This window comes from Streptomyces beihaiensis (assembly GCF_026274175.1).
Taxonomy (GTDB): Bacteria; Actinomycetota; Actinomycetes; order Streptomycetales; family Streptomycetaceae; genus Streptomyces; species Streptomyces beihaiensis.
The window spans coordinates 1-12,652 of the sequence record NZ_JAPHNL010000088.1; the positions used below are offsets into that span (position 1 = coordinate 1).

The window sequence follows — 12,652 nt, forward strand, 5'->3', positions numbered from 1 at the left end:
GCGAAATGCCGATCCCCCGTCGCGTCCGGCACGTACTTCACAGTGACAACGATCCTCAAGCTCACGCCGGCTCTCCTACTGCAATCGTCATGTACGGGGCGGCCCTGCTGTCACGCAGCATAGGCGCCTGAAGCGGACTCTTCCGGTCGGGGCGGCCCGCGCTCCGAACGAAACGTTACTCGCCAGTACACCCAGTCCGCGCGCGCTAAGCAAGCGCTTTGGGCTGTGACGTTGCCAACCCGGACCGGCGGGAACTCTCAGTCGCGCAGCGCGTTGAAGCGCCCCTGGTGGTACAGGAGCGGGCTGCCGTCGCCCGCCGGATCACCGCAGACCGCCTGCGCGAGAACGATCCGGTGGTCGCCGGCGGGCACCCGTGCGACGACCTTGCACACGAGCCAGGCGAGCACGCCGTCGAGGACCGGCACGCCCTCGGGTCCCACGTGCCACCGGGTGGGCTCGCCGAAACGGTCCGCCCCGCTGCGGGCGAACGTCGCGGCCAGATCGGCCTGGTGCTCGCCGAGTATGTGCACACCCACGTGGTCGGCCTCGGCGACCGTCGGCCAACTGGAGGAGCCCAGACCGATCCCGAAGGAGACCACGGGAGGTTCGGCCGAGACCGAGGTGAGGGAGGTGGCGGTGAAGCCCACCGGTGCGGCGCCCCGCGCCGTGATCACCGCGACACCGGCGGCGTGGCGCCGGAAGACCGAGCGGAGCAGGTCGGGCGTGGCGGGCCGGGCGGCATGCAGGTCGGGCGTGACCGTCATGGAAGGGTCCTTCTGCGGTGATGAGCGGGCGTGCGGGGGTGTCGCGGTGTCAGCCGCCGCGACAGCATGCGCTCGCACAGCGGGCCAGGTCGATGTGAACCCGCTGGTGGAGAAGGGTTTCCGGGGACATGCAGGCAGACTGACGATACGCGGTGCGCACAGTCAAGCGCGTTCCGTGGACTGGGACATGTGTCACCAGGCCGCTCGGGTGCCACGCACGCGTGGCCTCGGCGCACATCACACGGCCGCGCCGAGCGCGGCGATCACGTCGGCCTTGCGCGGCTGCCCGGCCGCGCGCCGCACCTCCCGCCCGTGCGCGTCGAGGACGAGCACGGTCGGTGTTCTCACGACGCCCAGCGCGCGGACCAGGTCGAGGCGCGCTTCCGCGTCGATCTCGACGTGGCAGACGCCGGGGACCATGCCCGCGATCTCGGCGAGGATCCGCCGGGTGGCCCGGCAGGGCGCGCAGAAGGCGCTGGAGAACTGCACGAGCGTCGCCCGCCTCCCGAGCGACTCGCCCAACCGCTGCTCGTCCAGCGTCGCTCCGTCCCCGCTCACGCGGATCCTCCCTCGTCCCGTACGGCACGTTCACGGCCCCGTCGACATGGCCCCGAGTACGCTTCGTACAGCGCCCGGGCGTCCTCCCTCATTCCCGTTCCCGCCCTCCGCGCACGTTCTGACACACTCTCCACGTGACAAGGATCTCGCGCGCTGCGGGAACCAGGACTGGCCACTCGGCCGTTCATGGGGCACGATCTGCGCAAGCCGGAAAACCTACGGCTGCGTAACTTACCGCCCGGTGAGCGTTTCCTCCGCCCGTCGGCAGGGACGGTCCCGGGCACTTAAGAAGGGTCCTCCCCCTCCATGGCAGAGCTCGTCTACCGCCCGGTCATCGGCGTCGCCCGCACGATGTTCAAGGCGCTCGACCTGAAGATCGACTGCAAGGGCTCGGAGAACATTCCGCGCTCGGGCGGTGCCGTCCTGGTCAGCAACCACATCAGCTACCTGGACTTCATCTTCGACGGTCTCGCTGCCCTGCCGCAGAAGCGTCTGGTCCGTTTCATGGCCAAGGACTCGGTCTTCCGGCACAAGATCTCCGGTCCGCTGATGCGCAGCATGAAGCACATCCCGGTGGACCGCGCCCAGGGCGAGCACGCCTACCAGCACGCCCTGCGGTCGCTGCGCTCGGGCGAGGTGGTCGGGGTGTTCCCCGAGGCGACGATCTCGGAGTCGTTCACCCTCAAGAGCTTCAAGACCGGTGCTGTGCGCCTGGCCCAGGAGGCCGGGGTGCCGCTGATCCCGATGGCCCTGTGGGGTACGCAGCGCCTGTGGACCAAGGGCCGGCCGCGCAACTTCAAGCGGCAGCACATCCCGGTCACGATCCGGGTGGGCGAGGCCGTGGAGGCGCCCCGCGACCAGTACGCCGGGGCGATCACGCGGCGGCTGCGCGAGCGCGTGCAGGAGCTGCTCGAGGCGGCCCAGCGCGCGTATCCGGTGCGCCCCAAGGGGCCGGACGACACCTGGTGGATGCCGGCCCACCTCGGCGGCACGGCCCCCACGCCGGAGCAGCTCAACGCCGCCGAGGCGCGCTGAGGTTCAGGCCGCGGGGTGGAGGGTGATCCGGGCGCCGGGGCTGAACTTCTCCAGCAGCTCGGCCAGTTCGGTTCCCGCCGCCTCCAGGTCCGCTTGCGCTCCCATCCCTTCGAGGACGAAGAGGGCGTTCACGGAGGTGCCGGTGAGCCGGGTGCGGGTGCCCTGACGCCAGTTCCAGCGGCGGCAGGTGACGCCTTCGCCGTCGCACCAGACGACCTCACCGGGTTCCGGGTGCTCGACGGCCGGCTCGCCGGAGACGACGGTCGCGAAGTCCTCGTCACCGGTGGCCCTGATGAGCCGCATGCCGCCCGTGACGCGGTCGAGGTCCTCGCCGCCGACCGGGATCAGACGGGCCACGCTGATCGCGTTGTAGACGTCGACGAGCGTGTTGACGCGCGGCAGACCGCTGTCGGCCAGGGCCCTCTTGGCCAACGCCTCCGCGGAGTTACGGGTGCGGTTGGGCTTGGCGCCGAACGCGGCGTAGGTCTCGCGCCACGCCGCCATGTGCGGGTCCTCGTGCGGGGCGCGCCCGTCGAGGCGGGCGGCCAGGCGCCGCGTGGCGTCGTCGAGGAGGGCCGAGCTGTCGTCCGTACTGGCGGTGTTGACCAGCCCGTACGCCTCGATGGCGATGTGGTGGAAGCCCGGGGCGAGGGCGCGGACGTCGTCGGCGACGGTGAGCTGAAGAGACATGGCCTGCCTGGTGGGTACGGGTCACAGCGGGAGCGCGTCCGGTAGGTGCTCCCAGAGGTACGGGCGGTCCGGCGCGCCGCGCAGGACATCGAGCACCACCGGATGCGGTGCATCGAACAGTACCGGATAGTCCACCTCATTACACTTTGGATCAGGCACCCAGGCCAGCCGCTCACCGTCGAGCGAGAACCGCGCGTCGACGCCGGGCTTGTTGCCGCGGCAGTCCTGCCGGTGCCATGAGCCGCGCAGCCGCACGGCGACCAGACCGTGGACGCACCAACCCGCCCCCGCGTCGTACGTGAGCCGCTGGTAGCACAGCGCGGTGGGGATGTCCTCGGCACGCAGGAGAGCGGCCAGGGCGTGCGCCTTGGCGTGACAGATACCGGTGCCCTTCGCCAGGACGTCGGAGGCCCGCCAGGTGACACGGAGATCGCCGCTGTCGGCGGAGTGCGCGATGGCGTCGCGGACGTACTCGAAGGCCGCGCGAGCGTATGCGTATGAGTCGTCGGATTTCTCGGCGAGGCGCGCGGCCGTCTCCCGTACCAGCGGATGGTGATGGTCGATGACGTCGTCGGCCGCCAAGTACGCGGAAAGATCGGGGTTTTGCTGGATCAGCTCCATAGCGCGCGAGCTTAGGTATGCGATCGACCTTCAGTCAATGACTTTACGGTTAATCGCATACCTATGCATGCTCGGGCGGTCGGGCTCAGCGCGCCATCTCCTCCTTGAGGGCCGCGACGAAACCGTCGACGTCCTCCTCGCGGGTGTCGAACGCGCACATCCACCGCACGTCGCCCGCGGCCTCGTCCCAGAAGTAGAAGCGGTACTTCTTCATCAGCCGCTCGGAGACGTCGTGCGGCAGCCGGGCGAAGACGCCGTTGGCCTGGACCGGGTGGAGGATCTCGACGCCGTCGACGGCCCGTACGCCCTCGGCCAGGCGCTGCGCCATCTCATTGGCGTGCCTGGCGTTGCGCAGCCACAGATCCTTGGCCAGCAGCGCCTCCAACTGGACCGACACAAAACGCATCTTGGAGGCGAGCTGCATGGACAGCTTGCGCAGATGCCTCATGTGACGCACCGCGTCCTGGTTGATGACGACGACCGCCTCGCCGAACAGCGCTCCGTTCTTCGTGCCGCCGAGCGAGAGCAGGTCGACGCCGACCGCGTTGGTGAACGTACGCATCGGTACGTCCAGGGACGCGGCCGCGTTGGCTATGCGCGAGCCGTCGAGGTGCACCTTCATGCCCCGCTCGTGGGCGTGGTCGACGATCGCGCGGATCTCGTCGGGCGTGTACAGCGTGCCCAGTTCGGTGGACTGGGTGATCGAGACGACCTGCGGCATCGCGCGGTGCTCGTCGTCCCAGCCGTACGCCTCCCGGTCGATCAGCTCGGGGGTGAGCTTGCCGTGCGGCGTGGGCACGGTGAGCAGCTTGAGGCCGCCCACGCGCTCGGGGGCGCCGCACTCGTCGACGTTGATGTGCGCGGACTCGGCGCAGATCACCGCGCCCCAGCGGTCGGTGACCGCCTGGAGCGCGACGACGTTGGCGCCGGTTCCGTTGAAGACGGGGAACGCCTCGGCGGTCGGGCCGAAGTGGCCGCGGACCACCTGCTGGAGGTGGTCGGTGTACTCGTCCTCGCCGTAGGCGACCTGGTGGCCGCCGTTGGCGAGGGCGAGGGCCGCCATCACCTCCGGGTGGGCGCCCGCGTAGTTGTCGCTGGCGAACCCTCTGACCGTGGGGTCATGGTGCCTGCGGGCGTCGGTTCTGGGAGGATTCACGGCTTCGCGGTCAGCCACAGGCGGGTCCCGTTCACTTCGGCGGCGGGCCGGTCCCAGACGCCGACGATGGCCTCGGCCAACTCCTTGACGTCCGTGAAGCCCGCGAACTTCGCGTTGGGGCGTTCGGCGCGCATCGCGTCGTGCACCAGCGCCTTGACCACCAGGATCGCAGCCGCCTGCTGCGGCCCCGCATCGCCCCCCGCCTTGCGGAAGGCGTCACCGAGGGCGAGCGTCCACGCCTCGGCCGCGGCCTTCGACGCGGCGTACGCGGCGTTGCCCGCGGTCGGCTTGGAGGCGCCCGCGGCGCTGATGAGGACGTAGCGGCCGCGGTCGCTGCGGCACAGGCCCTCGTGGAAGGCGAGCGAGGTGTGCTGCACGGTGCGGATGAGCAGCTTCTCGAGCAGGTCCCAGTCGGCCAGGTCGGTCTCGCCGAAGGTGGCGCTGCCGCGCCAGCCGCCCACGAGGTGGACGAGTCCGTCGACGCGCCCGAAGTCCTTCTCGACGCGGCTCGCCCAGTCGCGGGTCGCCTGCAGGTCGAGCAGGTCGACGGTGTCGCCGATGACGGTGGCTCCGCCGTGCGCGTAGCGTGCCTCGTCGACGGCCTGGGCGAGGCGTTCGGCGTCCGCGTCGCAGCCGATGACGGTGGCCCCTGCCTCGGCGAGCCGCTTGAGTGCGGCGCGGCCGGCCGGACCGGCCGCCCCGGCGACCGCGATCACGGCACCGCCCAGCCTGTCCCTGGTCCCGTTGGTCTCGGTCATGACGGTCGCCTCCTGCGGTCGGCTCTGGCTCACGCGGCCACCTGCGCGCTGCTCGTCGCGGTGATCCCCTTGGTCGAGGCGATGGTCTTCTTCAGCTTCTTGGCAAGGGCCTCATAGAACATGCTGAGCGGAAACTCGTCCGCAAGCACGTCGTCGACCAGCTTGCGCGGCGGCTTCGAGACGTCGAGGGCGTCAGGACCCTTGGCCCAGCGCGAGCCCGGATGCGGGGAGAGGTACGTGGAGACCAGCTCGTACGCGGCGAACCAGTGGACCAGCTTGGGCCGGTCGATGCCGTCCCGGTACAGCTTCTCGATCTCGGCGCAGAGCTGGTTGGTCACCTCGGGCGCGCGCTCGAAGTCGATGTGCAGCTTGTTGTCGGTCCAGCGCACCACGTCGTGCTGGTGCAGGTAGGCGAAGAGCAGCTGGCCGCCGAGGCCGTCGTAGTTCTTCACGCGGTCGCCGGTGACCGGGAAGCGGAACATCCGGTCGAAGAGCACGGCGTACTGGACGTCACGGCCCTGGGCGACGCCCTCGGCCCCCAGCTTCACGGCCTCCTTGAAGGCGGTGAGGTCGCAGCGCAGCTCTTCGAGCCCGTACATCCAGAACGGCTGGCGCTGCTTGATCATGAACGGGTCGAACGGCAGGTCGCCGTGGCTGTGCGTGCGGTCGTGGATCATGTCCCACAGCACGAACGCCTGCTGGCAGCGCTCCTGGTCGCCGATCATCTCCTGGATGTCGTCGGGCAGTTCGAGCCCGAGGACGTCCACGGCGGCCTTCGAGACGCGGCGGAAGCGCGCGGCCTCGCGGTCACAGAAGATGCCGCCCCAGGAGAAGCGCTCGGGCGCCTCGCGCACGGCGATGGTCTCGGGGAAGAGGACCGCGGAGTTCGTGTCGTAGCCGGAGGTGAAGTCCTCGAACGTGATGCCGCAGAACAGCGGGTTGTCGTAGCGGGTGGCTTCGAGCTCGGCCAGCCAGTCGGGCCAGACCATGCGCAGGACCAGGGCTTCCAGGTTGCGGTCCGGGTTGCCGTTCTGCGTGTACATCGGGAAGACGACCAGGTGCTGGAGGCCGTCCTCACGCCGTGCGGCGGGCTGGAAGGCGAGCAGGGAGTCCAGGAAGTCCGGCACGCCGAAACCGTCATCGGACCAGCGGCGCAGGTCGCGTACGAGTGCCTCGTGGTACGCCGCGTCGTGCGGCAGCAGCGGGGCGAGCCGCTCGACGGCGGAGATGACCCGCTCCACGGCCGCCGCGACGGCGCGGCGCGCGGGAGCGGCCTCGGCCCGGAGGTCGATGGAGCCGTCCGCGCTCTGCCAGCCGCGTATCTGCTCGACGGCGTCCTTGAGCACCGGCCAGGCCGGGTGCTCCACCACCCTGTCGCCCACCGTCCCGGCCGAAGGAATATTGCCCTCCACGCCAGCCTGCACAAGAATTTCCGTCATGTCCCATCCTCCACGGGAGAACCTCGCGTAAGGCCACCGTAGGCGTGCAAGGTTCTCTCTCACAAGGGGAGCCTCAGGAAATTATTCGGCGCAACCCCTGCCTTAGCCGTCGTTTTTCCTGTCTCGCACGGTTGAAACGATGACCTCCGCCACATTCGCGTGCGCTCGCCGCGCGTAGTCCAGAAGTTCGGGGAAGCCGAAGAAGCCGTGGAACATGCCCGGGAAGTCCCTTTCGTCCACCGGAACTCCGGATGTGCGCAAGGCGTTCGCGTACGCGTGACACTCGTCGCGGAGCGGGTCGCACCCCGCGGTGACGATGTGCGCGGGCGGCAGGCCGCTCAGGTCGTCGGCGGGCAGCGGTGACACCCACGGGTGGGCGGGGTCCCCGTCGGGGCCGAGGTACTGCTCCAGGAACCAGCGGCAGTGCGTGGCGGTGAGGAAGTCGACGGCGACGGCGCGCCGTTGCGCCCCGCGGCACGCGAGAGCGGGTGGTGACGGCTGCGGGACGGCGGCCGCATCGAGGCGCTGATCACCCAGCCCACGGGCATCGCCGAACTCGCGGTCGGCACCGCGTCCGGGGACGCCGTCGACCTCAGCGCCCAGGACGTGGCCCTCACGCCGGATTCCAAACCAGGAACGGGACCAAATGCCAGACCCGGTCCAGGGCCAGGGCCACGATCAGCAGTCTGCATAGGACCAGGGGGGAGGCCAGGGCCAGGGCCAAGACCGAGCCCGGCGCCGGGACCCGGCAGGACCAGGAGCGAGACGAGTACGCCGTCCTAGCGCCGGGCCGAAAGCCCAGCCGTGAACCGAACCGGCCTTTCGGCCCGACGGCCGGGCTGGACCGCCGGCCGAGGCCGTACCAGAAGCACCGCCGGAATCCATCCCGCACCGGGACCAGGGGCCCGGTCGGGAGCCGGATCCGAAGCCGGGCCGGGATTCGTGCCGACACCCGGACGAGACGCCGGACCGCGACCCTGACCAGCGGTGCGGCCTCGAACTGTCAACCGTCAGAACGACTCGCCCACGTGCGAGTGGCACGGGCTCGCGCCGACGGGGCGTGGGGCGGTATGACGGGCTGTGTCCGTACCCGCATGCGCGTCCGTGTCCGTGTGCGTGTCCGTGTGCGTGTTCCTGTCCCGAGACTGCCAGGGGGGTCGGCGATGAGCACCCGCGCCGTGGTCGTCGCCGCCGTGATCACCGGGCTTCTGCTCGGGATCGTGAGCAGCCGGGCGGGCGCGGCCGCGCCCCCGCGCGTACCAGCCTCCCCTGTGCTCACGGCCCGTTAGGCTGCGAGAGTCGGCGCCCGCGCGCGTCGGCGGAGCCGCTGTCGACGGAAGCGAGACGACCTTGAACTTCCTCACCATCGGGCATCGCGGAGTCATGGGCGTCGAGCCCGAGAACACCCTTCGGTCCTTCCTGGCCGCGCAACGCGCGGGCCTCGACGTCATCGAGCTCGATCTGCATCTGAGCAAGGACGGTGCGCTCGTCGTCATGCACGACGCCGACGTGGACCGCACCACCGACGGACACGGCCCCATCGCCGAGCACACCCTCTCCGAGCTGCGTACGCTCGACGCCGGGTGCGGCGAGCGGGTGCCGGTCTTCGAGGAGGTCGTGGACGCGGTCGACGCGCCGTTGCAGGCGGAGATCAAGGACACGGCGGCGGCGCACGCCCTCGCGGAGGTGATGATCCGGCGCGACCTCGTGCACCGGGTCGAGGTGATCTCGTTCCACGACACGGCCGTCGCCGAGATCGCGCGGCTCGTGCCGGGCGTGCGCACGGCGCTGGTGGCCAGCCGGTACGGCACGGATGTGGTGGAGCGGGCCGTCGCCGTGGGCTCCACGACACTCGTCCTCAACATTCGCCGGTTGACACAGGAGATCGTCGAGCACGCCCGCAAGGCCGACCTGCGCATCATCGGCTGGGTCGTGAACACCCAGGACGACCTCAGGCTCGTACGGGCGCTCGGACTCGACGGCGCGACCACGGACTACCCGCAGATCCGGCACACCGCCCGCCTGACCGCCTGACCGCCTCATCGTCTGAACGGCCCGGACGGCCCGCCTCCCGAGTCACGGCAACGGCTTGACCAGAAGTTCGAACTGCAGGTCCGGGCGCTGCGGAACGCCGAAGCGCTCGTCACCGTACGGGAAGGGGCTCATCTCCCCCGTGCGGCGGTAGCCGCGCCGTTCGTACCAGGCGATGAGGTCCTCGCGTACGGAGATGACGGTCATCCGCATCTCGCGCACACCCCAGGTCTCGCGCGCCGTGCGCTCGGCCTCCGCGATGATCACCTTGCCCAGCCCTGCGCCCTGCAGCGCCGGGCTGACCGCGAACATGCCGAAGTACGCGTGGTCGCCCCGGTGTTCCAGCTGGCAGCAGGCGACGACGGCGCCGTCCCGCTCGACCGTGAGCAGGCGGCTGTCGGACCCCTTGATGACGTCCAGAACGCCCTGCGGGTCGGTGCGCTGCCCCTCCAGGATGTCCGCTTCCGTGGTCCATCCCTTCCGGCTGTCGTCGCCCCGGTAGGCCGACTCGATGAGGGCGACGAGCACGTCCGTGTCCGCCGGGACGGCGTCACGGAAGCTGAGGGCAGCGGTCATGGGCGATCTCCGATCTCGTACGGGCGTCGGCCTGTCGGCGCCGTCGAGGTTAACCCGGTCGTCGTAGGGTGCGTCGCCATGGTTCACGTACTGAGCAGCAGGGTCCTCATCAGGCCGCGCGACCCGGAGCGGTCGCGGGAGTTCTACGGGCAGGCGCTCGGCCTCGCCGTGTACCGGGAGTTCGGCACCGGCCCCGAGCGGGGCACCGTCTATTTCCTGGGCGGCGGGTTCCTGGAGGTGTCGGGGCGGGCCGAGGGCCCGGTTGCGCCGCACCTGAGGTTGTGGTTGCAGGTGGCCGATGTGCGGGCGGCCCGTGACGAGCTGGTGGCGCGGGGGGTGGCGGTGGTGCGGGAACCGGTCAGGGAGCCGTGGGGCCTGGTCGAGATGTGGGTCGCCGACCCGGACGGTCACGAGATCGTGCTTGTGGAGGTCCCCGAGGGGCATCCGATCCGCTATCGGCCGGGCATCTGAGGCCGCCCGCCGTCACGGTCCCGTACGCCGCCGACGTGCGGGGGCCCGGGACGCGGCGGAGCATGGCACTGGGCACGGAAACCGGGCATACGCGGCCGCCGGCCGGTTACCCGTGACCCGTTACCTGTCACACCGGTGGCACAACGCGCTCAGGACAGCCCAGGAAAGCCCCCGCAAACCCCGCAAGCCCAGGAAGTTCAGGAAGCCCAGGAGAGTGCCGAGATGAGCACGAGCAGCGTTTCCCGCACCTCGACCGTGCCCCGGATCCTGATCATCGGCGGCGGCTTCGCCGGGATGGAGTGCGCCCACCGCCTGGAGCGGGAACTGGGTTCGGGCGAGGCCGTCCTGAAGCTGGTCACCCCGTACGACCACCAGCTGTATCTGCCGTTGCTGCCGCACGTCGCGGCCGGTGTGCTGACTCCGCAGGCGGTGGCGGTGCCACTGCGCCGGATGCTGCGGCGCACGGGCATCGTCCCGGGCGGCGCGATCGGCGTCGACCCGAGGGCGAAGGCCGTCGTCGTGCGGAAGATCAACGGCGAGACGCTGGTGGAGCGCTACGACCATCTGGTGCTGACTCCCGGCAGCGTGACCCGGGAGTTCGACATCCCGGGCATCGACCAGCACGCGGTCGGGATGAAGACGCTCGCCGAGGCGGCCTGGGTCCGCGACCACGTGATCGCCCAGCTGGACCTGGCGGCGGCCAGCTCGGATCCGGCCGAGCGGGCGGCGCGGCTTCGGTTCGTCGTGGTGGGCGGCGGCTACGCGGGCACCGAGACGGCGGCGTATCTGCAGAGCATGACGAACGCGGCGGCGCGCCGGTACCCGGGCCTCGACCCGCGGGGGATCGAGTGGCACCTGGTCGACGTGGCGCCCAGGCTCATGCCGGAGCTGGGCGAGCGGCTGGGCGACAAGGCGATGGGAATCCTCCAACGGCGTGGCCTGCACATCTCGCTCGGGGTGTCGGTGGCCGAGGTCACGGAGGACACGGTCACCCTCACCGACGGGCGTGAACTGCCCTGCCACACGCTGATCTGGACGGCCGGTGTCGCGCCGAGTCCGCTCGTGGCCACGCTCGACGCGGAGACCGTGCGCGGCCGGCTCGTCGTGACACCGGAGCTGACCGTGCCGGGCATGGACGGCGTGTTCGCACTCGGTGACGCGGCGGCCGTGCCGGACATCACGGTGAGCGCCGACGCGGTCTGCCCGCCGACCGCGCAGCACGCGATGCGGCAGGGGTGGGCGGCGGCGCGCAACGTGCTCGCCGCCATGCGGGGCACGCCGCTTCAGCCGTACCGGCACAAGGACCTGGGGCTCGTCGTCGACCTGGGCGGCGCGCAGGCCGTGTCGAAACCGGCGGGGGTGGAGCTGACGGGGCTGCCCGCCCAGATCGTGGCGCGCGGCTACCACCTGGGCGCGATGCGGACGCTGACGGCGCGGCTGCGGACGGCGGCGCTCTGGGGACTCAACGCGACGGCGGGCCACGATTTCGTCCGCACCGGGTTCCAGCGCAACCGTCCCGCCACGCTCAAGGACTTCGAGATGACGGACGCGTATCTGTCGCCGGAGGAGATCAACGCGGTGGTGACGGCGCACGTCACGGAGAAGGCGATGGCGCCGCAGATCCCGGACTTCGCCGGCGGCTGAGCCGCGTCAGCACGGCACGTCACGGGCGGACAGGTACGCGTGGACAGGTCACGCGCGCCGGGAGCCGCCGAGGCGTCCCTCCAGCTGGGCCAGCAACTCGGCCAGGAGGACGCTCAGTTCGGCGTCCCGGCCGTCGGCGAGGCCGGACAGGACCCGGGCCTCGTAGGCCAGCTGGCCCGGAAGGATCTCGTCGACCAGGGCGCGGCCCTCGTCGGTGAGGCTCAGGTGGGCCACGCGCCGGTCGCGGGTGTCGCCGCGGCGGGCGACGAGCCCACGCCCCTCGAGCTGCTTGAGCCGCTTGGTGACGGCGGCGCCGGAGGAGAACGTCTCGCGGGCCAGGTCGCCGGGGGTGAGCTCGCGTCCGGTGCGGCGCAGGGTGCCGAGCAGGTCGAACTCCGGGCGGGTCAGACCGGCGTGCCGCAGCGGCGCGTCCTCCGCCTGCTGGAGCAGCGCCGCGCACCGGTTGATCCGGCCGATGATCTCCATGGGCCCGGTGTCGAGGCCCGGACTGACCAGGCGCCACTGCCGTACGACCGATGCCACGGTGTCGGACGGCGGTGCCACCGCTTCCGCGCCTTGCTGCGTACTCATACCTGCCTGACCGGACCTCTCCGGGCCGCGTCCGCCGCGACCGGCCGCTGTGCTCGCCGTGCTGCCTGTGCGCGGGGGCGGATCGGCCCGCCCACGCCGCTGCTTCCAGTGTCGCCGACGACAGCCGCTCCTGTCCGGGGTGTCTGCCGCAGGATCGTCGCCGCGAGCGTGCGGTGCCCGCTGCGCTCGGCGGCGACGACCCGCTCCTCGGGCAGGGCGCGCTGCCACCACTCCCCGGCCGCGGTGTCGGCGGCGCCGCGCAGCTCGACGAGGGCACCGGCCAGGCCCCGGCGCGCCGTTTCGAGGGCGGCGTGGCCG

At 71.1% G+C, this 12,652-nt stretch carries 15 protein-coding genes and 2 pseudogenes; 6 read left to right on the forward strand and 11 right to left on the reverse strand.

Going from position 1 to position 12,652, the window contains the following annotated elements:
- Positions 1-257: 257 nt before the first annotated feature.
- The gene (locus OFY01_RS10205) at positions 258-764 is read right to left on the reverse strand and encodes a flavin reductase family protein (RefSeq protein WP_266598487.1); all 507 of its coding nucleotides are present in this window, start codon (positions 762-764) and stop codon (positions 258-260) included.
- Positions 765-1,001: 237 nt separating this feature from the next.
- The gene (locus tag OFY01_RS10210; RefSeq protein ID WP_407700313.1) at positions 1,002-1,322 is read right to left on the reverse strand and encodes a TlpA family protein disulfide reductase; all 321 of its coding nucleotides are present in this window, start codon (positions 1,320-1,322) and stop codon (positions 1,002-1,004) included.
- A 306-nt stretch (positions 1,323-1,628) separates the two neighbouring features.
- Here OFY01_RS10210 and OFY01_RS10215 point away from each other — a divergent pair, with 306 nt between their 5' ends.
- Positions 1,629-2,357 (forward strand): lysophospholipid acyltransferase family protein, encoded by a 729-nt coding sequence (locus OFY01_RS10215; protein ID WP_266598489.1) that lies wholly within the window; start codon positions 1,629-1,631, stop codon positions 2,355-2,357.
- Between the two features lie 3 nt (positions 2,358-2,360).
- On the opposite strand, the gene OFY01_RS10220 is transcribed toward OFY01_RS10215, so the two are convergent.
- The 6 genes from OFY01_RS10220 to OFY01_RS10245 form a co-directional block, all read right to left on the reverse strand.
- Positions 2,361-3,047 carry a B3/B4 domain-containing protein gene (locus OFY01_RS10220; protein WP_266598491.1) on the reverse strand — a complete coding sequence of 229 codons (687 nt, stop codon included), beginning with the start codon at positions 3,045-3,047 and terminating at the stop codon, positions 2,361-2,363.
- A 21-nt stretch (positions 3,048-3,068) separates the two neighbouring features.
- The gene (locus OFY01_RS10225; RefSeq protein WP_266598493.1) at positions 3,069-3,668 is read right to left on the reverse strand and encodes a transglutaminase domain-containing protein; all 600 of its coding nucleotides are present in this window, start codon (positions 3,666-3,668) and stop codon (positions 3,069-3,071) included.
- A gap of 85 nt (positions 3,669-3,753) precedes the next feature.
- Entirely contained in the window at positions 3,754-4,824 is a 1,071-nt protein-coding gene (locus tag OFY01_RS10230; protein ID WP_266598494.1) for a threonine aldolase family protein, read from the reverse strand.
- A complete protein-coding gene (locus tag OFY01_RS10235; protein WP_266598512.1) occupies positions 4,821-5,582 on the reverse strand; it encodes an SDR family NAD(P)-dependent oxidoreductase in 762 nt (253 codons plus the stop codon). Before OFY01_RS10235 ends, OFY01_RS10230 begins: the two co-directional genes overlap by 4 nt.
- A gap of 29 nt (positions 5,583-5,611) precedes the next feature.
- Positions 5,612-7,021 (reverse strand): DUF6421 family protein, encoded by a 1,410-nt coding sequence (locus OFY01_RS10240; RefSeq protein WP_266598496.1) that lies wholly within the window; start codon positions 7,019-7,021, stop codon positions 5,612-5,614.
- Positions 7,022-7,123: 102 nt separating this feature from the next.
- Positions 7,124-7,432, reverse strand: coding sequence for an alpha/beta hydrolase fold domain-containing protein (locus tag OFY01_RS10245; protein WP_323135496.1), 309 nt, complete (start codon positions 7,430-7,432; stop codon positions 7,124-7,126).
- Positions 7,433-7,471: 39 nt separating this feature from the next.
- On the opposite strand from OFY01_RS10245, the pseudogene OFY01_RS10250 reads away from it, so the two are divergent.
- From OFY01_RS10250 to OFY01_RS10260, 3 genes and pseudogenes are all read left to right on the forward strand, one after another.
- Positions 7,472-7,651: pseudogene (locus OFY01_RS10250) on the forward strand (heme-binding beta-barrel domain-containing protein); the annotation flags it as partial.
- A 533-nt stretch (positions 7,652-8,184) separates the two neighbouring features.
- Positions 8,185-8,310, forward strand: coding sequence for a hypothetical protein (locus OFY01_RS10255; RefSeq protein WP_266598498.1), 126 nt, complete (start codon positions 8,185-8,187; stop codon positions 8,308-8,310).
- Positions 8,311-8,371: 61 nt separating this feature from the next.
- Positions 8,372-9,055, forward strand: coding sequence for a glycerophosphodiester phosphodiesterase (locus OFY01_RS10260; RefSeq protein WP_266598500.1), 684 nt, complete (start codon positions 8,372-8,374; stop codon positions 9,053-9,055).
- 42 nt (positions 9,056-9,097) lie between these two features.
- Here the strand turns inward: OFY01_RS10260 and OFY01_RS10265 are convergent, their stop codons facing one another.
- The gene (locus tag OFY01_RS10265) at positions 9,098-9,628 is read right to left on the reverse strand and encodes a GNAT family N-acetyltransferase (RefSeq protein ID WP_266598502.1); all 531 of its coding nucleotides are present in this window, start codon (positions 9,626-9,628) and stop codon (positions 9,098-9,100) included.
- Between the two features lie 78 nt (positions 9,629-9,706).
- Here OFY01_RS10265 and OFY01_RS10270 point away from each other — a divergent pair, with 78 nt between their 5' ends.
- On the forward strand, positions 9,707-10,099 hold the full coding sequence (locus OFY01_RS10270; RefSeq protein WP_266598504.1) for a VOC family protein: 393 nt from the start codon (positions 9,707-9,709) through the stop codon (positions 10,097-10,099).
- A gap of 222 nt (positions 10,100-10,321) precedes the next feature.
- Positions 10,322-11,743 (forward strand): NAD(P)/FAD-dependent oxidoreductase, encoded by a 1,422-nt coding sequence (locus OFY01_RS10275; protein WP_266598506.1) that lies wholly within the window; start codon positions 10,322-10,324, stop codon positions 11,741-11,743.
- Between the two features lie 48 nt (positions 11,744-11,791).
- Here the strand turns inward: OFY01_RS10275 and OFY01_RS10280 are convergent, their stop codons facing one another.
- Both OFY01_RS10280 and OFY01_RS10285 read right to left on the reverse strand, forming a co-directional pair.
- Complete coding sequence (locus tag OFY01_RS10280; RefSeq protein WP_266598508.1) at positions 11,792-12,334, reverse strand: MarR family winged helix-turn-helix transcriptional regulator; 543 nt, start codon at positions 12,332-12,334, stop codon at positions 11,792-11,794.
- Positions 12,331-12,652 (reverse strand): annotated as a pseudogene (locus tag OFY01_RS10285) (hypothetical protein); the annotation flags it as partial. The pseudogene OFY01_RS10285 and the gene OFY01_RS10280, both read right to left, overlap by 4 nt.